Source organism: Paenibacillus crassostreae, from assembly GCF_001857945.1.
Lineage (GTDB): Bacteria > Bacillota > Bacilli > Paenibacillales > Paenibacillaceae > Paenibacillus_AQ > Paenibacillus_AQ crassostreae.
Genome location: NZ_CP017770.1, coordinates 91039 through 114593, shown reverse-complemented (window position 1 = coordinate 114593; position 23555 = coordinate 91039). Strand labels below are relative to the sequence as shown.

Genomic DNA, 23555 nt, shown 5'->3' with positions numbered 1-23555 from the left:
ATGGAACATTTATCAAGCAAACGAAAACTTAGTATTATGATCGCAACTATGGCTGCGATGTTGTTCGCAGCAATTAATCAGACCATTACAAGTACGGCTATGCCGCGTATCATTTCTATCCTAGATGGCATGGAATACTATACTTGGACGATTAATATTTACTTGCTAACATCAACTATCGCTACGGTTCTGGTCGGTAAACTGTCAGACATGTTCGGGCGTAAACCTTTTCTATTGGCAGGTATTTTACTATTTATGATTGGTGCCTTTCTGACAGGAACTTCTACTGACGTGTATCAGTTTATTATATATCGTGGTATTCAAGGTATTGGTGCTGGTATTATTCAATCCACTGCATTTACAGCTGTTGGGGACTTATTTCCTCCACGCGAACGCGGTAAATGGATGGGTCTAATGATGGCTGTGTTCGGTTTCTCCAGCGTTCTCGGACCATCACTTGGAGGATATTTAGTTGACAATATGGAATGGCATTGGCTGTTCTGGATCTTCCTACCACTTGGTGTTGTTGCCTTTGTGATGATTCTTACCTTGTTTCCCAAAAGCACACGTGGGGAGTCAACCAACATTGATTACTTGGGTTCACTATTCCTTACAACAACTATTGTTCCGTTGCTTCTTGCTTTCACTTGGGCGGGTACGCAATATGATTGGGGATCTTCACAAATCCTTGGTCTTTTGGCAGGAACGGTTATTTCAGCACTTATCTTCATTTGGGTCGAATCCAAAGCGAAGAACCCGGTTTTGCCACTTCATCTATTTAAAAACAACGTAGTCACTATATCCAATATTATTGGATTTATTATGAACTTCGGAATGATGGGTGCTATGATCTATCTCTCCTTTTTCGTACAAGGAGTGCTGGGTATCTCAGCAACATACGCTGGTTATGTAACTATGCCTATGTCGATCGTCATGGTTGTAGCCAGTGCAATTACTGGCCAATTGATGGCTAAAAGCGGGAAGTATAAACGTTATGCCTTAATCGGAATACCCATCATGATTGCTGGTATGACCATTATGGTATTCATGAACAATGTACCAATGGCGGTTCTCAGTATGGCTGTATTTGGTCTTGGACTAGGGTTAGGTATGCCGGTGTTCTCACTAGCAACACAAAATGCAGTTTCTCACTCTGAGTTAGGTGTAGCAACAGCCTCTTCTCAACTATTCCGTAATCTCGGAGGTACGATCGGAATCGCGGTGATGGGTACTGTTATGGCGAATAATCTATCCAAGAACTTGAGTAATGCTTTGCAATCAGAATCTGCACCAGATTTCTCTCAGATAGATCCTGCAGTTACGGAGCAAATGCTTTCTTTTGCTAATCCGCAGGCGCTGATGAATAAGCCTTTGTTAGAGCAAACTCAGGCTAGTCTACCAACTGATATACAGCCTTTATTCTCACAAATGATCGACTCAATTCGTGATGCTCTGGGTCTGACGTTGTCAACCGTGTTCTTAACAGGAACGATTGTGCTCGTAGTTGCTTTTGTTCTTGTCTTCTTCCTGAAGGAGTTACCTCTTAGAACATCAAACGAAATGCCTACTCCAGAGGAAGCAAATCAAGAAAAGAAACTTGCTGTAGATAAAGCTTAATCAGGAAATATAAGAAAGAAAACCTGCAATCAACCAATGAATGAATTGGTCGATTGCAGGTTTTTTTACAATGCTGAAGCTGGTTGGCATATTTCATTACTTTGTTAAAAGTTTAAGCAGGAACGATTTTAAATCTATGATCCGTAAGTATTGTGGCTTTTGTTCAGTTCCACTAATGATAAGAGGAACTAGGGACTCCGTTTTTCCAATAGATCCATGACCTCCACCCCCTTTGTGTGTCGGTGAGTTTCGATCCGCTAATTCAAACCCACGTTTTGCAGTAACTATTAAAAATTCACCGTCGTGTGAATGCAATGCACCATATAATCGTTGCAGTACATCAGGATACTTACCATAGCTCACAGTTTGTTGCTGAGCATTTATTTTCAAATCTAACACTTCAGCATCTTGTTTGATTGTCCATTTTTGCTGATAGGGATCGATTAGTTTTCCATTGACCTTAAATTTGAGTTCTTTGGAGGTATTGCCTTGAATGGCGTACATCCACTTCTTTTCTTTCCAGGCAATGATATCAATCCGAGGATCAGCTTTTAATAGATAGGCAATGTCTTTTAACTTATCCGCTTTAAGTTTATAGACATAAGCCATCGTTTCATTAAGGGCTAGTACGATTTCCGTTTCTTCCGTTACAGATTCGCCATCTCGCAACACTTTATAGTCGTTGAAAAAGGAAGATAATTCGATCAGAGGATTTTCTTCAGCAGGCAAGATTTGGGTCATTCCACTATCTCCAACGACAATAAATGTCGCTTTTTTCAAAGCTTCCTCTGGCGATCCAAAACTCTGCAATAAAGACTGAAGTTGTTTATCCATTTCCTTGACACCTTTTAGATCCGAAGGACCCTTCTTATGGATTTGGTGATCTAAATCAGGTAGATATACATACAAGAAATCAGGTAATTTATTCGCATGAATTAAATATTTGACGGTCTCAATGGAATATCGATTATTTAAACCCAAGCGATTACTTAATCCGTCTGGAAGTTCTTTCAATCCATCAAGCGGATCTGATAGCGATCCTAAAGACAGATAATCCGGTCCTTTGACAGGTATGGTTCGTGGTAGAGAAGTAGGACCTTGAATCCAAGGTGGAATGGTTAATACATGGCCAATGGGACCTCGATATATCAAACCGTTAATACTTCCAGATTTCAGCCCGCGCTGTGCCAAATCTTCATAAAGAGTAGGGATTTTTTGATTTAAATGGCTTCTGTTCAAGTTGATTAACGCGTCTTCTAATACTGGATTAACACCATGATTAATGATCTCCATGGGTCCAGTTCCATAATTAATGAGTTTCTTTTCTTTCGTAGAATACCAAGTCAACCCAGGGACATGGTGACCATCTGGATAGGTTCCTGTAAGCAGCGAACTATCTATCGTCACAGACATGGTGGGGAAAGAACTGACCAACTCTTTATAATATTGACCATGTTGTATCAGAAATTGTAGAGTTGGGAGTTCTTTTTGCGCGATACCTTCATCAATAGCTTGAGCCATTAAAGAATCGATTAGTAGCAAGATCACTTTTTTAACATGTTTATCATTTGTAGATTTCACTTGGACTAAATCCTGTTCCTTATGTACTGGTTCTTGTTTCAGGCATCCACTAGTTAATAGCAGTATACAGATCAACATGAGAAATAAACTATTTTTTTGACGCATGAATAAATATCACCAACCTAACCATGATGTAGTTAACATGGTTAGGTTGTACTATTATCTATATGTTATGCATATTCAATGGATACAGAAACAGCCGACATATCTTTATATGTCAGCTGTTTCTGTAATATCATTATATTTAGATTTGTCCTCTAATTTCACCATTCGGATACTGTTCGGTATGCACGTTGACGTAAGTGTTACCACGATTGATCTCCCGGACTAAATCTTGGATCGTTCTCCCTTGTAGAGGGCCGACTAGATCACGGTTGGTCAAGACACCAGACACAACGCCACGTCTCACTGAAATTCCAAATTTACTCGGACCGAACAAAAATGCGACAACAGGGCCATTTCGTCCTACACGTCCAATATGGATATGTGCTTGAGTAACTTTTGCGATATTATTGACAACTAGACGAAATCTTAGTCGAGTGCCACTAGCATTAAGGTGGAATACTGCATTGCCTGTAGCAAATGTTCTGACAGGCGGTACTTCGCTTCGTCCAGATAAGAAAGTCCTAAATGTTCTGATAGTTATCACTCCTCTCTTATCACCAATGTATTCGATAAGAAGAAGAGTGGATTGTTTATTAGCCTCTGATTTTGAATGTTTTATACAGGTTCGGATGCTGTATGTTTCTTAACCGCTGGCATTATTTTAGTTGCAATCAGTTCAATATTCTTCGCGATCTTAGCGAACGGTACACCACCGAAATCGATTTGAGCCATGAATCGTTGTTGCCCAAATAATTCGTATTGGTAGAGAATTTTCTCAATAATTTGTTGTGGACTACCCACCATAAGTGCTTCTCGATAATCAGTAGATTGATCAAATTGTTGTTTCGGATACCCGCCACCACGTAAAGACTGCATTCCCGTATGAAGATGAGGATAATACTCACGTAGTGCATCTTGTGATGTGTCAGCTGTATAGAACAAACTTGTGGTGGCAATCGGTAATATCGCAGGATCAAATCCACTTTCAGCAAGCGCATTACGATAAGCCTCAACCGAGAATTTAAAGTTAATAGCTGGTCCACCCAGCGTTGTTAACATCATTGGTATTCCTGCATGTCCCGCCTTAATTGCACTAGCAGGGGGACCTCCTACTGCACGCCAAATAGGCAAATGACCTGATTGGGGTTGCGGTAAAATAGAAGCATCGTGTAAAGGTGCGCGGAATTGACCCTCCCATGTAATTGTATCCTCGTTATTCAACTTCATCAGAAGTTCGATTTTTTCCTCAAATAACTCTTCATAGTCATTGACATCAAATCCTAGTAAACTATATGCACCTACACGTGAACCTCTTCCTGCAACAATCTCAGCTCGCCCTCCAGATATCAAATCTAATGTTGCAAAATCCTCATATACACGAACCGGATCGGATGTACTTAAAACCGTTGCCGAACTAGCAATTTTAATATTTTTTGTGGCTTGTGCAATTGCACCCAGAATGACCGTGTGAGCCTGCGTTGTAAACCCTGTCTGATGACTTTCACCAACAGCAAATACATCTAACCCTGCCTCATCGGCTAATTTGCTTGCCTCAATTAATTCGTGAATTCGTTGCTCTGCACTAATCTTTGCGCCTGTATGTGGGTTAAGTAAATGATCTCCAATCGAATATAAGCCAAATTCTAGTCCCTTGCTTGGATGAATACGATATTGCTCCATGTTTATTAGCTCCCTTTTAGTTAATCTAGTGGTGTTAAATTAGATTCAATTTCTGCACGACGTTCTTCTAAGAATGGGGGTAAATCTAATGTTTTACCAAGTTCCTCGACTGTTGAATCTACAGTGAATCCAGGACCATCCGTTGCTATTTCAAATAAAATACCGTTCGATTCACGGAAATATAAGCTTTGGAAATAGAAACGATCCACAATTCCTGATGAATGGAAACCACGTTCTTTAACGATGTTGTCCCAATGTTGTAACTCGTCAACGTTCTTAACAGAGATGGCTAAATGATGAATACTCCCTCTTCCAGGCTTCTCACTTACTCCTTCCAATTCTTTAATGACGATCTCTCCATACGACTGACCAGCTACAGATTGATAGATCGCATCTTGATCAGAGCGCGACACCTCTATATAACCGAACATTTCCTTTAGTGTTCTCGCTAACCGATCGATGGAACGTACTGTAATCTCGATTGGACCCATACCTAGAATACGATGCTGTGGGTCTATCACGGAATCATTCCATACAGTCCAACTTTCAGGAACGGCATCACCATTATTGTTTAACAATATCAATCGTAAGCCATCCGTATCTTCGAAATGCAAAGCTTCTCGCCCAGCATATGTTGTAATTTGATTGTGCTTCACACCTAATAACTCAAAACGCTTTTTCCAGAACACTAGACTTTCATATGATGGGACAAGCAAACCGATTTGTGTAATTGCATTGGTACCCTGAATGGTTCTTCCCACGTTAGGCATTTCAAAAAAAGTTAAACCCGTTCCTGTACTACCAACTAGATCTCCGTAAAAAAGATGATACATACTAGGGTCATCCTGATTAACTGATTTTTTAACTCTGCGAAGTCCTAATATATCTTGATAAAATTGATTATTTACTTGAGCATTTTTTGTTAGCATCGAAATATGATGATGTCCTGAAATAATATGCATTGATATCCCTCCTGTATATGATTTGACTAATCAAGTGATAGTAAAAAATTACTCAGTCGGTAATTCAATCTTTTCGCTATGTTTATGAACACGCGTGATTAATTCATATAATATTCGTTGTTCTTCATCACTTAATACATCATGGAACAATGAGGATTGAAATGCTAACTGTGCAGGCATTGCATGCTCCAGAATAGATTCGGCTTTTGCAGTAAGACTAATTGTTTTCGTCTTCCAATCTTGTTTACGTACAATATAGCCTTCCTTTTCAAGACGAACGAGCATCCGAGAAATACCCCCTTGTGTAACAGTAGCTTTCTCAGCTAACTCCATTTGCGTCAGCGGCTGATAAGTGTGTATTTGCACAAGTACATCAAATTGAGCAATTGTTAGATCAAATCGTTTCAAAAAAGCATTCGACAACTGGTTACTTTGGTTTGTAAAACGTAGTATGCGTAACCAGATTAACGAGCCCTTCGTATTATTACGCATCTCGTTTCCTCCCCTAAGTGCTTGTTATCACTTTACTACTCAATTGATGAAAAAGCAAACAAAAAAGGTTAACCTTTAGCAACACAAGATCAACCTTTACGACTTATTAGTAACAATACAAATGAGATTACGATAATAGCACATGTCCAGGCCCAGGCCATTGCGGTATTGCCCGAATCCACTGCAACATAAATGGCTGTAGGAATCGTCTGCGTTTTGCCTGGGATATTCCCCGCGATCATTATAGTAGCCCCGAACTCTCCAAGCCCCCGTGCAAAACCAAGAATATATGCAGTAATAAGCGACCGAAAAGCTAACGGAAGAGTAATATACCTGAATACGCCCCACTCACTCGCCCCAATCGAACGAGCTGCATCTTCCAATTCACGGTCGATGGAACCGAAGCCTACTTTCATCGTTTGATAGACTAGCGGAAAAGAAACGACAATCGATGCTACAACACCAGCCCACCAAGAGAAAACTATGGGTGCATTAAACAACCACTCTATCCATTGTCCAATCCAGCTTTTTCTCCCTAACAACACTAGTAATAGAAATCCTACGACTGTTGGGGGAAGCACTAAAGGTAACATAAAAAATGTTTCAAGAAAGATCTTTCCCTTAAAGGTCCGACGAGACATCCACCAAGCAACCGCTACACCGATCAAGAGAACAACTACACTCGATAATAAGGCGATTTGCAAAGATAGTCGTATGGGCAACCAGAAATTATACCAATTCATAGAATCCATCATTCGTTTAAGGAAGAAAAGCCATATTTAATAAACACATCAAGTGCCTCCTGCGATTGTAAATATGTATAGAAATGTTCAGCCTCGATTAGTTGTCTAGTAGCCTTCACGATCCCTATCGGATATTGAACTGCTGGATAAGTGGCTTGATCAACTGTAAATGCAACTTTTACTTTATCCGATGTTAGCGCATCTGTCTTATAAACAAATCCAGCATCCGCATTTCCAGTTTCTAAATATTGCAACACTTGTCTGACATCCTTAGCTTGCACCGTTTTATCTTGCAAAACATCCCATAGATTCACAGTAGTTAGTGCCGCTTTGGCGTAGTTTCCTGCAGGAACACTCTCTGGAATGCCAATAGCAATGATTTTCACTGCATCTTTCGTTAGATCACTCATCTTATCAACGGTTGTTCCGTTATCTTGTGGAGTCACTACAACTAGTTCATTCTTCAACAAATTAATCTGTTGATCCGCATCAATTAACTGTTCGTCCACAAGTGCATTCATATTCTTGACTGCTGCAGACATGAATATATCAACGGGTGCCCCTTGTTCAATCTGCTGCTGAAGTGCACCAGATCCACCAAAGTTAATGTTCAAATGTACATGCGGGTTGTTGTCTTCATATGTATACATAATTTCCGTTAAGGCATCAGTTAAGCTTGCCGCTGCTGAAATCGTCAGTTCTACTGTCTCAACGGCGTGATCAGAATTATCTATATCGTCTTTGAGATGAGTTGAATTCATTTGGTTATTAGTATTACTTGTAGTACCACATCCTGCTAATATAAAAGTCATAGCCAATAGAATAGATAAGAATATTTTATTATTGCTAGTGAACATAATCTATCCTCCGTTATTATATTTAGATATAACTAGTTATAATCAGTTATATCTAGTATTGATTATAACCCATTAATAACACATGTAAATACTATTAACAAAACGGTCACATCCTAATATGTTACACTAATCTTAATCATTACAAAGCTAGAAAAGTTATTAAGGAGGAAAATCATGTCCGACGATATCTCGTATACTACCGAAGAAATTGCCAAGTTACTTAAGATATCTAAACTCACCGTATATGACTTAATAAAAAAAGGTGAGTTAGCGTCATATCGGGTTGGTAAACAGATGCGCGTGGACCCCATCGACCTTGAAGCTTATAAACAACGATCCAAAGGAATACCAATGAACGAACAGCCCATAAAATTGGAATCTCTAACTCCAACTCCGACTCAACCACAAGCCACTAATGTTGGGTTACGACCTCTCGTTATTACAGGTCAGGATCTCGTTCTTGACATTCTAGCGAAATATATGGAGACCCATATGGATGGAATACGCCCACTCCGTGCTTATGTAGGAAGCCTAGATAGTTTAATCTCGATGTACCGGGGTGAATCTGACATTGTCAGTACTCATCTTCTCGATGGTGATACAGGAGAATACAATCTACCCTATATCCGAAGAATTCTTGTAGGCAACTCTTATATCGTTGTCAATTTGCTCTCTAGAAATGCAGGATTGTATGTCAAGCAAGGAAATCCACTATCATTAAAGACTTGGGCTGATTTGGCCACTAAGGGCTTACGTCTATCCAATCGCGAGAAAGGTTCTGGTGCTCGGGTATTATTAGATGAACAACTACGTCTACATGGAATAAAGCCCGATCAACTATTGGGCTATAATCAAGTGGAGAGCAATCATCTCGGGGTAGCGTCTAAGGTGGCATCAGGTGAAGCAGATGTTGGTGTAGGCATCGAGAAAGCTGCTTCTATTGTAGGCAATATCGATTTCATACCATTAATCAAAGAAAACTATGATCTTGTTATGCTCAAAACTGCAAATAATCACATATGGATTGAGCCCCTACTTCATATTCTAAGATCGGATGAATTCAGGAAAGAACTTCAGTCCATTGCGGGTTATGATCTGTCCCGGACAGGGGAAATATTACTGGAAACGTAAGGATATATTATTTGAAAATAAAATTATTGAGGAGTAGTGATTATATGGTACAAATAGATTCCACATTTACATACAAGGGTCTGAAGTTAAAAAATCGGATCGTTATGGCTCCAATGTGCCAATATTCTGTTGAAGCAAAAGATGGAATACCAAACGACTGGCACTTTGTTCATTATGTGTCTAGAGCTATCGGTGGAACCGGTCTTATCATTGTAGAAATGACGGACATCGACCCTGATGGTCGCATCACGAATGCAGATTTAGGACTATGGTCAGATGATCAGATTCCAGCTTATCAACGAATCGTTAACGAAGTTCATAAATATGGTGCGAAGATTGGAATTCAAATTGCTCATGCGGGACGTAAAGCAGAAGATGCGATTCAACCTGTCGGATCTTCTGATATTCCAGTAAATGATAGTACTATTAATTCGACGCAGAACCCACCAAGAGCGCTAACTAACGAAGAAGTTAAAGTAACGGTTACTCAGTTTAAAGATACAGCTAGACGAGCGATTGAAGCGGGATTTGATACGATCGAATTACATGGCGCTCATGGTTATTTACTCCATCAGTTTCATTCGCCAGGAATTAATAACCGAACAGACGAATATGGCCAGGATTTGTCTCGATTTGGAGTTGAAGTCATCGAGGCGGTGCGAAGCGTAATGCCTGCGGATATGCCATTAATCATGAGGATTTCAGCCGTTGAATATATGGATGGAGGCTATGATCTAGAACATTCCCTCAAGTTAGGGGAGAAATTTAAAGAGGCTGGAGTCGATATCTTTCATGTATCTAGTGGCGGTGAAGCACCTCCAGGAAAAGTGAAGCCTGCTAACCATTCAGGATATCAAATTCCATTTGCTCGAGCATTTAAACAATCATTAAACGTACCTGTTATAGCAGTTGGTAGACTCGATGATCCTTATCTCGCAGATGCAACCATTGCAAATGATGATGCTGATCTTATTGCTGTAGGTCGTGGAATGTTGAATGACCCTTATTGGGCAATTCATTCCATCAAGACGGTTACCAATAAAGTGGTACCTCCTGCACAATATCTAAGAGGCATGTAACATAACATGTACAACGCCATGAGCCGAACACTTTCGTGAGTGTTTCGGCTTATTTTATTGGTATAAGTAACTCATTGATTATAATGTTACTTATATGATATGTATATGTAAAATTTCATTACATAATTTAGATAAATATCAGAAAATCAAGCTATAATTAAATATAATAAGTTTTTTTGCGTTATGTTTATTGACATTCATATAAAAATTACTTATAGTACCACTATAAGAACTCATTAATCGAATACAGTCAGTCACGACGATGTGGCTGACTATTAGGGCAACGAGGCCGATTAAACATCATTCGCAACTATGCGGATCTTGTTGAATCGGCCTTTTATAACCCTGATTTATATGGGATGGAGGAGAATATAGAGATGGAAGTTAAAAGTTTTCGTAAGGCCGGTCATTTTCCTAGTTTATTGTCAGCTTTTCTTTATTTTGATGTTAGTTTTATGATTTGGGTACTTTGCGGTTCTCTATCGCTCTACATTACCAAGGATTTTGGGCTAACAGATACTCAGAAAGCGACTATGGTGGCGATTCCTATACTTGGAGGTTCTATTTTTCGGATACCGTTGGGAATCTTAGCTGATCGAATTGGTTCTAAAAAAACAGGCCTTCTTGGAATGGGGCTAACGATATTACCTCTAGTCTTTGGTTGGTTGGGCGGAACTAATATACTTCAAGTTCAAACAATAGGATTCTTGTTAGGTATCGCTGGCGCAAGTTTTGCTGTATCCCTTTCGTTAGCTAGTCGGTGGTATCCTCCAGAATATCAAGGACTAGCGATGGGGATTGCCGGAGCTGGGAATAGTGGGACTGCATTAGCTACATTCTTTGGACCTCAGTTAGCGGAAGCTTATGGTTGGCATAATGTATTTGGTATCGCAATCATTCCTTTGGTTCTTGTTATTATCTTCTTTGCGATTGTGGCCAAGGACGCTCCCAATGCACCTGCACCAAAAACTATGAAAGATTACCTAAGTGTATTCAAATCTGCCGACACTTGGTGGTTCTCTATGTTCTATGCAATTACATTTGGTGGATTTGTTGGATTTGCAAGCTATTTCAGTATTTTCTTCTATGATGTGTATGGCGATCATATCGTTCCAGGCGGAATCACAAAGATACAGGTTGGTTACTTAGTTACGATTACTGTTATCGCGGGAAGTTTTTTCAGACCTATTGGTGGTTGGATTGCGGACAGAATTGGTGGCATGAGATTCTTAACCGTCCTGTATAGCATCATTACGTTATGTGCGTTTGCCATCGCTACAATGCCTAGTTCATTCCTTATTATGCTTATATATACAAGTGTGATGATGGCTTGCTTAGGTATGGGTAATGGATCTGTTTTTCAAATTGTTCCGCAACGTTTCTCTAAAGAAATTGGCGTCGTTACTGGGATCGTTGGAGCAGCAGGTGGTTTAGGAGGATTCCTGTTACCTAAATATATACTGGGTCCATTAAAAGAATCTACAGGTTCTCACGTTACAGGATTTCTTGTCATTGGCTCCATTGTCCTAGCAACAACACTTATATTCTACGTAGTCACTCGCTCATGGAGAAAATCTTGGGCTACCAATGAATCTGGAATCAATTATTAAATTCAATCCGTGCTTAAGCACTCCAATGGCGGTGAATCCACATGACAAATAAAAAAATAAAGAGCGTCTGCCCCTATTGTGGTGTTGGTTGCGGAATTGTACTTGAAGTAGCAAATAACCACGTTGTCAAAGTCACTGGAGATAAAGAGCATCCTACGAATAAGGGTAGATTGTGTACGAAAGGTAATACTTGTGCTCAAGCAATCACAGAATCAGGACGATTGGAATATGCTCATAGGCGTCAGTCGAGAACGGATGAACCCGTGAGAACGAGTATTGATCTAGCAATTAGTGAAACAGCACATCGACTCCGCGCCATTCTCGATGAACATGGTCCCGATGCCCTCTCCTTTTACGTATCGGGTCAAATGACACTAGAAGCACAGTACTTGATCAATAAATTAGCTAAAGGTTACATCAGAACGAACAACATCGAGTCTAATTCACGTTTATGTATGGCGAGTGCTGGGAGTGGTTACAAATTATCTCTTGGTTCAGATGGGCCACCAGGATCATATCAGGATATAGATCATACGAATTTATTTTTTATCATTGGTGCCAATATGGCCGACTGTCACCCCATTCTATTCCTACGCATGATGGATCGGGTAAAATCTGGTGCTAAATTGATTGTTGTGGATCCACGACGCAACAATACAGCAGATAAAGCAACACTCTTTTTACAAATCAAGCCAGGTACGGATCTCGCTCTCTTAAATGGCATACTGCATATATTGATCCAAAACGGACATGCGGATCCTAATTTCATTGCTAAATTCACTTCGGGTTGGGAGAACATGACTGAATTTCTAAATGATTATACGCCAGAAATAGTTGCAGAAATAACGGGTATACCCGAAGCTGATATTCGCAAAGCAGCCCTATGGATCGGCGAGTCGCCAGAATGGATGACCTGTTGGACGATGGGACTCAATCAAAGTACTCATGGTACATGGCATACGAATGCCATCTGTAATCTACATTTAGCGACAGGTAAAATATGCAGAACGGGTAGTGGGCCCTTCTCACTCACGGGTCAACCGAATGCGATGGGCGGTCGTGAGATGGGTTACATGGGGCCCGGATTACCTGGACAACGTTCTGTTTTAGTTGAAGAAGATCGTATTTTTATCGAAAATATGTGGAATATCCCTCAAGGCTCGCTGAAGACTGATGTAGGTTCAGGAACTATCTCTATGTTCCAAAATATGCTGACAGGAAACATCAAAGCGTGTTGGATTATTTGTACCAACCCAGTCGCTACCGTCCCTAATCGCAAGAATGTCATCGCTGCCCTCGAAGCAGTTGAATTGGTTATCACGCAGGATGCATTTTTTCACACGGAGACGAATCGATATGCAGATATTATGTTACCCGGATCATTATGGTCTGAGACTGAAGGCGTTATGGTCAATTCAGAACGCAACTTAACATTGTTGAACAAAGCCGTTGATCCACCTGGTGAAGCATTGCCCGACTGGCAAATTATCGCCCGAGTTGCTTGTGAGATGGGGTACTCCAGTGCTTTCAGCTATGAATCCGCATCCGAAGTCTACCAGGAGATCCAACAAGCGTGGAATCCTAAAAGCGGATACGATATCCGAGGTGCCTCCTATGAAAAACTAAGCGAGACACCGATGCAATGGCCATGTGCTCCGAACAGTCCCAATGATCGTAATCCTATTCGATATCTGAATAATGGTATCTCGCAAATTTTGAAGGTGAATGATGATGGAAGCGTACCTAACCTTGCATTCCCAACTGAAAGTGGTAAGGGTATCTTTCTGCCTCGTCCATTCATGCAGCCTGCAGAAATGCCAGACAACGAGTTTTCTTTTGTCCTGAATACAGGTCGTCTACAACATCAATGGCACACCATGACGAAGACTGGAAAAATTCCTATACTTAATAAGCTAAACGCGGGTCCTTTTATCGAAATTCATGAAGAAGATGCTGCCATTCTCCTAATTAGCGATCAAGACTTAGTAGAAATTCGGTCCCGTCGAGGTAAAGCAGTACTTCCGGCAGTCATAACAACTAGAGTTCGACCTGGGAATTGCTTTGCACCCTTCCATTGGAATGATATTTTTGGTGAGAATCTTGCAATTAACGAAGTCACTAACGATGCCATAGATCCGATCTCTTTTCAGCCCGAATTTAAATATTGTGCTGTTTCACTCGAAAGAGTTACTAATCAACTCAAGCTTAAGACTGCTAAACAGAAGGAGGAAATGGTTATGGCTCAAATTGATATACTTGCGAGTATGTTGGACATTCAACCTTCATCGACAATCACATTAGACCATCGCGAAAAAATATACCTGTCCGGTTTCATAGCAAGTCTACGTACGGATGAATCATTATCAACTTTTGGAGTTCCCTTCCTTCCTCTCAGCGCACCTCTTGAAGAGTCAAAGCGTGATTATCTGGATGGCTTGCTTGCTGGAATGTTCTCCCGCACTCATCTTCCTGAAGCTAAATTCATACCAACGAATTCAATCTTACACATGCCGGATAAGACTATGGAGTCGACAAAAGTGTTAGATAAAGATAACAAGTTTCCTGTCACCATTCTATGGGCTTCACAGACCGGTAATGCTGAAAATGTTGCTATCGACTGTGCAAAGAAATTACAAAGTTCCGGGTATAATATTCGATTACTAAATATGAATGACTACTCTATATCAGAACTATCCACGGAACGTTTTGTTTTATTCATTGCTAGTACATTTGGTGCTGGTGATCCTCCCGATAACGGTGAGAACTTCTTCTATTCGCTAAGTGCTGATGACATGACACATTTACCCCAGCTTCAATTTGCGGTTCTTGCTTTTGGTGACACGAATTATGACCAGTTTTGCGGATTCGGGCGTCAACTTGATGCTAGGATGGAGCAACTTGGAGCTCAAAGAGCCTTTGAGTTCGTCTGTTGCGATACAGATTTCCATAATCAAGCCGAATCATGGATGAACAATATCGATCTGGTCATAAAAGAAACAACTGCTACTACGGAAGTTATGACATACGACCGAAATCACCCGTTTCATACGAATATCCAGTCTAATCATCGACTAAATTCAGATAACTCGGAGAAAGAAACGCGGCATGTTATTTTCAACCTTAAAAATACCCAAATGAAATATGATGTTGGTGATGCCCTTGGCATATGGCCGACCAATTGCCCACAACTTGTTGAAGATATTCTTGGAGCGATGAAACTGCAACCATCCTCTTTAGTATTCATTGAAGGCAAGGGTAAGATGACAATCGAAAAAGCGTTGTTACAACATTTTGATATCACTCGTATAACACCAGAATTTCTACAGTTCGTTCAGGATCATTCAGGTAGTAATCTACTCAATCAGTTACTTAAGATGATGGACAATGAACAACTGAAGGATTGGCTTGGGGGACGACAACTGATTGATGTACTACTGGAATTTCCGATTAATAGCTTTACCCTGGCAGAAGATTTCATTAGAACACTCAAAGTTCTACAACCTCGTCTATATTCCATTTCATCTAGTCAGAAAGTACATCCAGATGAAGTACATGTAATCGTCTCAACAGTAAGATATGAACACAATGGTAAAGCTCGTAAAGGCGTATGTTCTACTTTTCTCGCTGATCGGGCGAATGAGAATCAACAAATTCCTATTTTTATACAGAAAACTTCACATTTCCGTCCACCACATCATCAAGATGTTCCCATAATCATGATCGGTCCGGGTACTGGCGTAGGTCCCTTCCGCGCATTCTTACAAGAACGTCAAGTAACGAAGGCCAAGGGCAAGAACTGGTTAATATTTGGAGAGCAACGAGAACATTGTGATTTCTATTTCCAAGAAGAACTAGAGAACTTACTGAAAGAGGGTTGCTTACACAGATTGGATACTGCCTTTTCACGCGACCAACCGGACAAAATATATGTGCAGGATCGCATGTTTGAGCATGGCATGGAGATGTGGGCATGGATCCAAGAAGGTGCTTACTTTTATGTATGCGGAGACGCTGAAACGATGGCTAAAGAAGTCGATATAACACTCAAGAATATAATTCAAGTGCATGGAAATATGACTAAAGAAGAGTCAGAAAGATATGTCAGGGAGATGTCTCATTCTAAACGATATTTGCGGGATGTATATTAATTGAATTGTTCAGAGAATAATTTCTAAATTTATGGTAATATAGTTTATATTGAATACTATATTACTTGATGGGATTTGGCTTACAATGAGTGATCATATACTTTGTAAATTTTGCGGTAATTTAAGACCTAGAACGAATACAGGAATATGCGAAACTTGTAAGATCGATTACGAACATATTAGAACCTATGTAACAGATCATCCTAATTCTATTGTAATGGATATATCCCATGCGACTAAGATACCGGTCAGTAAAATTATGACATTCGTTCGTGGAGGGCACTTCCTTCTGGTTGAAGGAACATTTGCCGTAATAGATTAATACTATCTACTAAGGCCCACTTATGTGGGTTTTTTTCTGTAAGGAAACATGGCGACTGTCAGTTGATGAAAAAGCTCATCGTTATTTTCTCCACATTGATGTAAATCTCACATTGGCATATGTAGCGGCACCGATCATTCCTGCTTTTTCTCCTAGTTGAGCTTGCTGTATTATACATGCCTGATTAGATAACTTTAATGAATGTTTAGCAGTGGTTTCTCGAACGATGTTTAACAACCGATCTCCAGCAGCAGACATGCCTCCACCTACAATAATGATTTCAGGGTTTAATAAATTGATTACATTAGAAAGTCCAAAACCTAATATTTTCCCAGTTTCATGTAAGACTTCAATAGCTAGATGATCTCCTAGATCATATGCTTCAGAAATCATTTTTGCAGATATTTTACTTTGGTCTTGGTCGACCCAATCTTGAATGATACTTCTTTGACCATTATTGAGTTTTTCAATAAACGTGTTTACCATTCCTATAGCAGAAACGTACCTTCCTAAGCACCCAGAACTTCCGCATTTACAAGGCCTTCCTTCTCTATACATATTCATGTGTCCAATTTCTCCAGCACTTGAAGTTTTACCATAAATAACTTTTCCATCATTGATAATTCCAGACCCTAATCCTGTTCCTAATGTAATTAATACTAGGTTTTGATAACCGACCCCAGCGCCAAAGCTCCATTCACCATAAAGATTGACACGAACATCATTATCAATGAAAGTTGGAAAATCAAAATAAGTTTTCATGTAATTTACAACATGGATATTCTCCCAGTTAGGAAAATTTGGAGAAAAAATAGACAACCCATCATCTGGATCTAATAGACCTGGTGTACCCATTCCCATACATTTGATATCGTTTACTGACAAATTTGTTGTCTCCAGCATTTCTTTTATGGTTACAATAATTCTATTCAATACATGGTTAGGTCCTAGGGCCGCTTCTGTAGAAATACTCTTTTCAGTTATCGTTTTGAATTCATTATTAAAAATAGCCGCTTTAATGTTAGTACCACCAAGATCAATCCCTACTATAAACTGATTTCTATCCATTTTTATAAAACTCCTTTTTCATAGATTACAAAGTTTTAGTAGAACTTACTTTATTTCTCCTTCATGTTTCACTCCGAATATTCCTGTCATTCCTTCATGTTGATTAAAACCATATTTCTGATAAAACGTTTCTTTTCCTTGTGATGCAAACATTCCAACAAATGATTTCTCAGGTGCATTCTCCTTTAAGAAACCTGTAATGGCAGACATGATAAGATTACCGACCCCTTTATTTTGATGCTCTGGTATAATTGCCACATCTTGAATATAGAAATATATCTTTCCGTCTCCAATCACTCTTCCCATCCCAATGATCTGATCTTCATATTGAATAACTACAGTAAATAAAGATTGTGCTAAAGATTCTTCTGCAACATCAAAGTTCATATAATCTTTCCAGCCAACTGCATTACAAAGGTTTATGTATTCTTTAATTGTAGGTACTCTATTTAACGTTTTATATTCACTATTCATTTTTTATCCCCCTAGAACTGCTTTTATTAATAGTACTTACATAATCACTCTTTAATATTGAATAAAGCCTTTGATCCATAAATGTTCCCTTGATCTTTAATTGTTCACGTAATATCCCCTCTAGCTTCATACCCAGCTTCTCCATTACCCGAGCAGAACCTTCATTATTGTAATTACATCTTCCTTCTATTCGATTCAATTCTAGTTTCTCGAATCCATAGCGCATTACTTCCCGTGTTGCTTCTGAAATAATACCTTTGTTCCAGTACTGACTTGCTAGAGCATAACCAATCTCCGCTCTACTATGCGTCACATCCCAACTAATTAAACCGGTTCTTCCAATCAATTGATTATTTGGTTTATATATAATTCCCCAACGAAATGCCTCTTTGGATTCATATTTACCCATTACTTTATGAAGGTAATCTTTTGTATCTTCGATGGTCTCATGTCTATTCCATAGAGTGCTTACTGACACAATCGGATCCGAAGCAAATTCAAAATAACTGTCTAGGTCATTCATACTTAGTTTTCTTAGTATCAACCGCTCTGTTTCAAAAACGGGTGACTCCGAGAATAAGATATCCACTTCCATGATTTTCACCTTTCTCTTATATCTGCAGTTCTATTGTGTAATGTATTGTTATAATTTCAATAACTAACTAATTCCGTTTAATAAATTCTACTCGATTGCCAAATGGATCTCTAAATTCAAATCTTTCATAACCCGGTATTTCAATTGATTCTAATCTTTTTATACCAACTTCTTTTAATAGCCTTTCCATTTCACATAAGTCGGTTACTTCGTATGCGATATGTGCTTTAGTTTTACTTCGATCCACATTTTCTTCCGTCCCAATATGAAGTTCTTTATCTCCAACCTGAATCCAGAATCCACCTCTTCCTTTCAAAGAATCTGGTTTTTCAATCTCTTGCAAATGAAGTACTTCGCAGTAAAATTTCTTAGCTTCATCTTCTTTACCAATAGGTATTGTTATTTGGGCATGATGAAATCCTTTAATCATATATATCACTCCTCTAATTTCTTGTTCAACTAACCATCGAATGTTATTACCGGCATCCATTACGTTCTATATGTTTCAAATAATATTCAATACCAGCCCTGTCTACATCAGAGAATTGTCTAGGATCATCCTCCAATAGAACCTTCAAATCTTTTATATTAATCCATCTTATATCCGTTGTTTCGTCACCAGAGTCCAATAATTCACCCTCGGCTTTACATCTAAAATAATAACCAACCGAATCTACTGGTCCTTTAATAGTCTGAAAGGCGACAAATGGCTGTATACATTCAACTTCAAAGTAAACCCCCTCGGAAACAATCCGTAAATCTTCTTCTTCTATTACAATGAGATCTAATCCTGTTTCTTCCTTAACCTCTCTTCTTAAGGCTTGCGTTAGTGATTCGAATGGTTCAATTCGTCCACCGGGTAATTCAATGGTTATAGGTTCATTTGCTTTGTTCCTATTCTGAATGACAATTTCTATTTCTGCACCCATTTTTCTTTCAATTATTGCTCTTGTATTCACATAAAACATAATATCAACCCTCCTTCAACTTTGACTACGCTTTCATTATAGGAAAGATGGTTCATAATAAACATAAACAAAAGTAAGGAAATCGTTAAGAAAAATCACTATTATTTCCTTTTCCCTATATATAATAAATGGGATGAGGCTCCAAGAATATAAGGATTCTCAGCTGATTCCATGATTATATTTATAATTTTTTGATACTCTTCTTCTCCCTGTTCCCGCCAATAATCCCATTGTTCTGGCTTCATACCTCCAGCAATACTGCCCGATGCAATAAGTTTAACGGTCTGAAACCCATGCTTCTCCATAGTTGGCTCAATGTCTTCAATGTTGAAATAATACGCTCCCGTAAATCGTCCCTCATCACTATGATTGAATACGCCAGTGTCTAGAAACTCTAAGATTCCATCCGCAGTATGATTTGGCTTCCAAGCATTCGGGAATGAAATGGATGTTGTTAAATGCTTAATTCTAGACATAAAGGCTACAAACACATAGCCATCTTTTCTTGTTACTCGAAACAGTTCAGAGATAGCCTTATCGCGATCCACTTCGGTTTGCAAATGATACATAGGTCCCAACATCAGGCTTGCATCAAAACCTTGATCTGCAAAGATTGATAAATCTCTTGCATCAGCCACTCGACATTCAATTTGATGATTGACTCCTTCTTCAGCTATTTTATCCTTCGCAAATTCTACAAGTTTTGGAGTTAAATCAGTAAGCGTAACCTGATAATCTGATTTAGCTAATTCAATGGAATATTTACCAGGACCCGCACCGTTATCTAGGATCACTCCATGATCGGGTAAATACCGCTTTATAAAATGTAGATTCACTAGGAATTCAATCGGCTCCCGGTCAAGACGTCCCCACTCATCGAATGAACTATAATATTTCACGATTTTATCCATGATTACCCCCATGATTTTTTAGATTATTCATTCTTCTATTCCAACACCATGTCAACAACTTGCTTTGCGTACTCAGCAAAGGGTTCGATCAGGTCAGGACTTCGATCAATTGCCCATCTAAGTTTATCAAAAGCTCTTAATAGTAGTAATTGTCTCATTTCAGCAAGATCATTTATACTTATGCCATACCCATCTAAGAATGCTTTGAATTCCTCATTATTCGGGTCTCCGCTTTGGATTTGGCACTGTATCAAATAAATTATTTCTCCATGCGGTACCACGCTTACTTCTGCACTACCCCAATCCAGTAATATAACTTGACCTGCTTGATTGACAATCGTATTCTTCAATGAGATATCTCCATGTATTATACCGAAGTCAAATGATCCTTTCTTCAAAGTCTCAAAGAGTTGTCGTACCTTCAGCGATTTCATCCGAGTGATTACTCCAAGCTCAATCAATCGATCATTCTCCGTCAGACTATTGATATTATACTGCACATAACCTATCCAACTACCGTCAGATCCTGCATGCGAAGGTGATTGGAACTCACCAAGAACTGGATCAATCAGATTTTCACCGTATCCCTTTACTTGAATCGAACGAAAAAGTTCGGCATATACACCAAGCTGCCTCCAAATATCAGACTTAAGAACGCTACTATCTAGACCATTGTCACCATCTACAAAAGATTGAATCATATATGCTGTGTCATCTGCTATACCAATCGACAGCACCTCAGGCCCGGGAATGCCAACTGCTGCTGCTTGCTCGATACACCATTTTTCTTTTATATAGCTAGGATAAGTACCTTTATCGTTCATCCGTATAACAACTTTCCGATACTCCGTCTCGACTACGAATACTTGATTTACGAAGCCTTTACCGATGATCTGGTATGAGGATTTCACTTGTTCTAGCAAATAAGCCGCAGCAATTCGTTCTGCTTGTATGTTACAATCATCCATATTATCTTCATCCTCCATCTAGCTGCCCTTGCAACATATATTTGTTAATCCATTCCTTCCCTGTTGACCATTCTTGGATCGGGTTATCGGATTTCAAAATATCATTACATGCCTTTGCCATTATCCATTCTTTTAATCCATCTTCTTTACTAGTTTTTAGATTTTCTATTAAATATTCGAGCCCTTGTTCATCTTTACTTATAATATTATCGTATTCATTCTGATTCTGTTTAATATAATCATTTGGATTACTAGAGTGTGCTATTTCCTTGTTATTTATAATTTTGTTCAAATTGGCCTCTATCTCTTGCCCTACATTATCACTAGATTGACAAGAAACAACAAATACTAATGTAAGTAGGATAATAAAAAGGGACTTCTTCATGTCATCACCTCATTTTTTAAGATATGTAATTTTCCTATCACCGAAACTTTTCACCCAATCATCTCTATTAAGTAAATTCAACCCATTTTCTTGAGTCTGTATCCAGCCAGGATATGATTGAGATGAAGCACCAATAATGATCTTCAGTGGTTCATTTATAGCAAATTCAGAAATATCTATCATACCGTTTGCTCCTTAAGATTAAAATTTTATTTCAACCAATGATTTGGAATGTTTAAAGTAGATGGCAGCTTAGTATTACTATCGCCATTAGCCGAATTCACTTGTGCTTGCGTAAGAAAAATACTTCCAGTGAGATTAGCTCCACTTAAATCAGCATCTCTAAAGTCTGCACCAATAAGGTCGGTCATTCTCATGTCAGCATCTCGGAGATCAGATGCAATAAATAAAACTCCTCGCAAATTGTCACCTATAAGACTAGCACCTCTTAAGTTCGCACCTATAAGATCTTTCCCCTTTAAAACTTTATTCTGTTTATTTTTTTCTTTGTTATTCTTAACTTTTGCACGCACTAATTCACTTGTTTGCAGCAGTAAACCATTAACAAATGCCCTATGAGTTGGGACATGCAGCTCTAAGAGAAATTTGGGATCCTGCATAGTAAGACGTTCAGTTTCCGCTACCATATGTTTTAAGTCTTTATGGATAGGTTGAGTATCATCATTGCTAAGTGCTTCATTTAAGTAATAAAGCATCTCATACAGTTGTTGCATTATTGGAAATACATCGAACATTTCCTTAGCTAACGTAGGGTTTTCTCGCCAATCTTTTCCGTTGTAAGTAACTTGGGAAATCATCTGACCTGCTCCAAAGCATTCATAAACCGTACAGCCCCGAAAACCTTTATTTCTTAGATTTTTGTGTACACCACAACGATAATCCGTTTGCAGGTTTCGACAAGGTGTCCCTCCATCTTTATTAAACGCAAAATCTGAAGATTTTGCATAGGGTAGTGCTACACAGCATAAACCAAAACATTGTTCACAATCTGCACTATATTTATTAGACACAATAATTTACACATCCTCGTTGCGTGAATTGAGCTTTGAATTATCGATATTATTTATCATGTATTCCGCAAAATCTAAAAGGAACTGGTTGTTTAATTCTAATGAGATACTTGCATTGTTATAACTGGCTAAACATTTATCAACTAAATCAACATACTTCTTAGGCAATATCCCTAATGCCCATTCTCCACCTTCTTTTTTAGATGAAATAGTTGACTCATGTAAATATTGAAGAGCCCTACATAGGTTTAAAACATAATAAATCGGATTATCCACAATTTCCTCTTGTGCATTTTTTACATCAGAAGTAATTGAATTTACGTAATATTTTTTGTCGATTAAGTTAAAAATCTCATTGAAAGGTCGACCATAGAGCGTAATTCCACGATTGTATGCAACTACAAAATGAGCAGCTAGATCGGGATCATCATATCCACCACAGAAATAGAACTCTTCATTCTTATATCTCTCCTTGTGGAACGCAGAATAATGAAATTCAAAAGGCGTTGGGTAAACAAAATCCTTAAAGTTTCTCTCCAAAATAATACTTAATTCCAATCCCTTAGCAATTTTTATTTCCTCTTCTTCGATTACAATAAGTTGCTTCGCGATTCTCTGATAAGTCTCAATAGGACTTTTATCTCGTGTAATAATTAATAAATCGATATCACTATGGGATGGATTAAAACATTTCATAGCCATTGACCCATGAAGATATATCCCAATGAGTACATCTGAAAGTTCTTTCTTAAATAGCTCAACGACTGAGTCTAAATTTATTTGTTTTTCCAATAATATCACACCTTTAATAATTGTTGTTTGGTTATG

Annotated in this window: 24 protein-coding genes; 6 read left to right on the top strand and 18 right to left on the bottom strand. The window is 38.8% G+C overall.

The window, feature by feature from the left end:
* Nucleotides 1-1617 (top strand): MDR family MFS transporter, encoded by a 1617-nt coding sequence (locus LPB68_RS00625; RefSeq protein ID WP_071193198.1) that lies wholly within the window; start codon nt 1-3, stop codon nt 1615-1617.
* 96 nt (nt 1618-1713) lie between these two features.
* On the opposite strand, the gene LPB68_RS00620 is transcribed toward LPB68_RS00625, so the two are convergent.
* The 7 genes from LPB68_RS00620 to modA all read right to left on the bottom strand — a co-directional run bounded on the left by LPB68_RS00620 (nt 1714) and on the right by modA (nt 8037).
* Nucleotides 1714-3303, bottom strand: coding sequence for an alkaline phosphatase family protein (locus LPB68_RS00620; protein ID WP_068655050.1), 1590 nt, complete (start codon nt 3301-3303; stop codon nt 1714-1716).
* A gap of 139 nt (nt 3304-3442) precedes the next feature.
* Nucleotides 3443-3838: a CHRD domain-containing protein gene (locus LPB68_RS00615; RefSeq protein WP_418303848.1), complete on the bottom strand. Its 396-nt coding sequence runs from the start codon at nt 3836-3838 to the stop codon at nt 3443-3445.
* A gap of 80 nt (nt 3839-3918) precedes the next feature.
* Nucleotides 3919-4983 carry an LLM class flavin-dependent oxidoreductase gene (locus LPB68_RS00610; RefSeq protein ID WP_068655052.1) on the bottom strand — a complete coding sequence of 355 codons (1065 nt, stop codon included), beginning with the start codon at nt 4981-4983 and terminating at the stop codon, nt 3919-3921.
* 20 nt (nt 4984-5003) lie between these two features.
* Entirely contained in the window at nt 5004-5945 is a 942-nt protein-coding gene (locus LPB68_RS00605) for a ring-cleaving dioxygenase (protein ID WP_068655054.1), read from the bottom strand.
* Between the two features lie 48 nt (nt 5946-5993).
* Nucleotides 5994-6437 (bottom strand): MarR family winged helix-turn-helix transcriptional regulator, encoded by a 444-nt coding sequence (locus tag LPB68_RS00600; RefSeq protein WP_068655056.1) that lies wholly within the window; start codon nt 6435-6437, stop codon nt 5994-5996.
* A gap of 89 nt (nt 6438-6526) precedes the next feature.
* Nucleotides 6527-7189 carry a molybdate ABC transporter permease subunit gene (gene modB, locus LPB68_RS00595; RefSeq protein WP_068656600.1) on the bottom strand — a complete coding sequence of 221 codons (663 nt, stop codon included), beginning with the start codon at nt 7187-7189 and terminating at the stop codon, nt 6527-6529.
* Nucleotides 7189-8037, bottom strand: coding sequence for a molybdate ABC transporter substrate-binding protein (gene modA / locus LPB68_RS00590; protein WP_068655058.1), 849 nt, complete (start codon nt 8035-8037; stop codon nt 7189-7191). Before modA ends, modB begins: the two co-directional genes overlap by 1 nt.
* A 174-nt stretch (nt 8038-8211) precedes the next feature.
* Between modA and LPB68_RS00585 the strand changes: the two genes are divergently transcribed.
* From LPB68_RS00585 to LPB68_RS22585, 5 genes are all read left to right on the top strand, one after another.
* The gene (locus LPB68_RS00585) at nt 8212-9168 is read left to right on the top strand and encodes a helix-turn-helix transcriptional regulator (protein WP_068655060.1); all 957 of its coding nucleotides are present in this window, start codon (nt 8212-8214) and stop codon (nt 9166-9168) included.
* 44 nt (nt 9169-9212) lie between these two features.
* Nucleotides 9213-10247 carry an NADH:flavin oxidoreductase/NADH oxidase gene (locus LPB68_RS00580; RefSeq protein WP_068655062.1) on the top strand — a complete coding sequence of 345 codons (1035 nt, stop codon included), beginning with the start codon at nt 9213-9215 and terminating at the stop codon, nt 10245-10247.
* Between the two features lie 377 nt (nt 10248-10624).
* Nucleotides 10625-11857, top strand: coding sequence for an MFS transporter (locus tag LPB68_RS00575; protein WP_068655064.1), 1233 nt, complete (start codon nt 10625-10627; stop codon nt 11855-11857).
* Between the two features lie 41 nt (nt 11858-11898).
* Nucleotides 11899-16005 carry a bifunctional nitrate reductase/sulfite reductase flavoprotein subunit alpha gene (locus tag LPB68_RS00570; RefSeq protein ID WP_068655066.1) on the top strand — a complete coding sequence of 1369 codons (4107 nt, stop codon included), beginning with the start codon at nt 11899-11901 and terminating at the stop codon, nt 16003-16005.
* Nucleotides 16006-16090: 85 nt separating this feature from the next.
* Nucleotides 16091-16327, top strand: coding sequence for a hypothetical protein (locus tag LPB68_RS22585; protein ID WP_157756142.1), 237 nt, complete (start codon nt 16091-16093; stop codon nt 16325-16327).
* A gap of 81 nt (nt 16328-16408) precedes the next feature.
* Here LPB68_RS22585 and LPB68_RS00565 read toward each other — a convergent pair whose 3' ends face one another.
* The 11 genes from LPB68_RS00565 to LPB68_RS00520 all read right to left on the bottom strand — a co-directional run bounded on the left by LPB68_RS00565 (nt 16409) and on the right by LPB68_RS00520 (nt 23519).
* Nucleotides 16409-17395, bottom strand: coding sequence for an ROK family protein (locus tag LPB68_RS00565; RefSeq protein WP_068655068.1), 987 nt, complete (start codon nt 17393-17395; stop codon nt 16409-16411).
* A 45-nt stretch (nt 17396-17440) separates the two neighbouring features.
* Nucleotides 17441-17869, bottom strand: coding sequence for a GNAT family N-acetyltransferase (locus LPB68_RS00560; protein WP_068655071.1), 429 nt, complete (start codon nt 17867-17869; stop codon nt 17441-17443).
* Nucleotides 17862-18464: a GNAT family N-acetyltransferase gene (locus LPB68_RS00555; protein WP_068655073.1), complete on the bottom strand. Its 603-nt coding sequence runs from the start codon at nt 18462-18464 to the stop codon at nt 17862-17864. The genes LPB68_RS00560 and LPB68_RS00555 overlap by 8 nt, the downstream gene beginning before the upstream one ends.
* A 67-nt stretch (nt 18465-18531) precedes the next feature.
* Entirely contained in the window at nt 18532-18894 is a 363-nt protein-coding gene (locus tag LPB68_RS00550; RefSeq protein ID WP_068655075.1) for a VOC family protein, read from the bottom strand.
* A gap of 46 nt (nt 18895-18940) precedes the next feature.
* Complete coding sequence (locus LPB68_RS00545) at nt 18941-19432, bottom strand: NUDIX hydrolase (RefSeq protein ID WP_068655077.1); 492 nt, start codon at nt 19430-19432, stop codon at nt 18941-18943.
* 101 nt (nt 19433-19533) lie between these two features.
* Nucleotides 19534-20343 carry a class I SAM-dependent methyltransferase gene (locus LPB68_RS00540; RefSeq protein WP_068655079.1) on the bottom strand — a complete coding sequence of 270 codons (810 nt, stop codon included), beginning with the start codon at nt 20341-20343 and terminating at the stop codon, nt 19534-19536.
* A 35-nt stretch (nt 20344-20378) separates the two neighbouring features.
* Nucleotides 20379-21311 carry a phosphotransferase gene (locus tag LPB68_RS00535; RefSeq protein ID WP_068655081.1) on the bottom strand — a complete coding sequence of 311 codons (933 nt, stop codon included), beginning with the start codon at nt 21309-21311 and terminating at the stop codon, nt 20379-20381.
* A gap of 7 nt (nt 21312-21318) precedes the next feature.
* A complete protein-coding gene (locus LPB68_RS00530) occupies nt 21319-21696 on the bottom strand; it encodes a hypothetical protein (RefSeq protein ID WP_068655083.1) in 378 nt (125 codons plus the stop codon).
* Nucleotides 21697-21705: 9 nt separating this feature from the next.
* Complete coding sequence (locus tag LPB68_RS22125) at nt 21706-21879, bottom strand: hypothetical protein (RefSeq protein ID WP_232510148.1); 174 nt, start codon at nt 21877-21879, stop codon at nt 21706-21708.
* A 26-nt stretch (nt 21880-21905) separates the two neighbouring features.
* Nucleotides 21906-22727, bottom strand: coding sequence for a pentapeptide repeat-containing protein (locus LPB68_RS00525; protein ID WP_083386540.1), 822 nt, complete (start codon nt 22725-22727; stop codon nt 21906-21908).
* A gap of 6 nt (nt 22728-22733) precedes the next feature.
* Nucleotides 22734-23519 carry an aminoglycoside adenylyltransferase domain-containing protein gene (locus LPB68_RS00520; protein WP_068655087.1) on the bottom strand — a complete coding sequence of 262 codons (786 nt, stop codon included), beginning with the start codon at nt 23517-23519 and terminating at the stop codon, nt 22734-22736.
* Nucleotides 23520-23555 lie beyond the last annotated feature (36 nt).

Coding starts and splice junctions, on each gene's coding strand:
- LPB68_RS00625 (WP_071193198.1), top strand. CDS start 1: ATGGAACATTTATCAAGCAAACGAAAACTTAGTATTATGATCGCAACT.
- LPB68_RS00620 (WP_068655050.1), bottom strand. CDS start 3,303: ATGCGTCAAAAAAATAGTTTATTTCTCATGTTGATCTGTATACTGCTA.
- LPB68_RS00610 (WP_068655052.1), bottom strand. CDS start 4,983: ATGGAGCAATATCGTATTCATCCAAGCAAGGGACTAGAATTTGGCTTA.
- LPB68_RS00605 (WP_068655054.1), bottom strand. CDS start 5,945: ATGCATATTATTTCAGGACATCATCATATTTCGATGCTAACAAAAAAT.
- LPB68_RS00600 (WP_068655056.1), bottom strand. CDS start 6,437: ATGCGTAATAATACGAAGGGCTCGTTAATCTGGTTACGCATACTACGT.
- modB (WP_068656600.1), bottom strand. CDS start 7,189: ATGGATTCTATGAATTGGTATAATTTCTGGTTGCCCATACGACTATCT.
- modA (WP_068655058.1), bottom strand. CDS start 8,037: ATGTTCACTAGCAATAATAAAATATTCTTATCTATTCTATTGGCTATG.
- LPB68_RS00585 (WP_068655060.1), top strand. CDS start 8,212: ATGTCCGACGATATCTCGTATACTACCGAAGAAATTGCCAAGTTACTT.
- LPB68_RS00580 (WP_068655062.1), top strand. CDS start 9,213: ATGGTACAAATAGATTCCACATTTACATACAAGGGTCTGAAGTTAAAA.
- LPB68_RS00575 (WP_068655064.1), top strand. CDS start 10,625: ATGGAAGTTAAAAGTTTTCGTAAGGCCGGTCATTTTCCTAGTTTATTG.
- LPB68_RS00570 (WP_068655066.1), top strand. CDS start 11,899: ATGACAAATAAAAAAATAAAGAGCGTCTGCCCCTATTGTGGTGTTGGT.
- LPB68_RS22585 (WP_157756142.1), top strand. CDS start 16,091: ATGAGTGATCATATACTTTGTAAATTTTGCGGTAATTTAAGACCTAGA.
- LPB68_RS00565 (WP_068655068.1), bottom strand. CDS start 17,395: ATGGATAGAAATCAGTTTATAGTAGGGATTGATCTTGGTGGTACTAAC.
- LPB68_RS00560 (WP_068655071.1), bottom strand. CDS start 17,869: ATGAATAGTGAATATAAAACGTTAAATAGAGTACCTACAATTAAAGAA.
- LPB68_RS00555 (WP_068655073.1), bottom strand. CDS start 18,464: ATGGAAGTGGATATCTTATTCTCGGAGTCACCCGTTTTTGAAACAGAG.
- LPB68_RS00550 (WP_068655075.1), bottom strand. CDS start 18,894: ATGATTAAAGGATTTCATCATGCCCAAATAACAATACCTATTGGTAAA.
- LPB68_RS00545 (WP_068655077.1), bottom strand. CDS start 19,432: ATGTTTTATGTGAATACAAGAGCAATAATTGAAAGAAAAATGGGTGCA.
- LPB68_RS00540 (WP_068655079.1), bottom strand. CDS start 20,343: ATGGATAAAATCGTGAAATATTATAGTTCATTCGATGAGTGGGGACGT.
- LPB68_RS00535 (WP_068655081.1), bottom strand. CDS start 21,311: ATGGATGATTGTAACATACAAGCAGAACGAATTGCTGCGGCTTATTTG.
- LPB68_RS00530 (WP_068655083.1), bottom strand. CDS start 21,696: ATGAAGAAGTCCCTTTTTATTATCCTACTTACATTAGTATTTGTTGTT.
- LPB68_RS22125 (WP_232510148.1), bottom strand. CDS start 21,879: ATGATAGATATTTCTGAATTTGCTATAAATGAACCACTGAAGATCATT.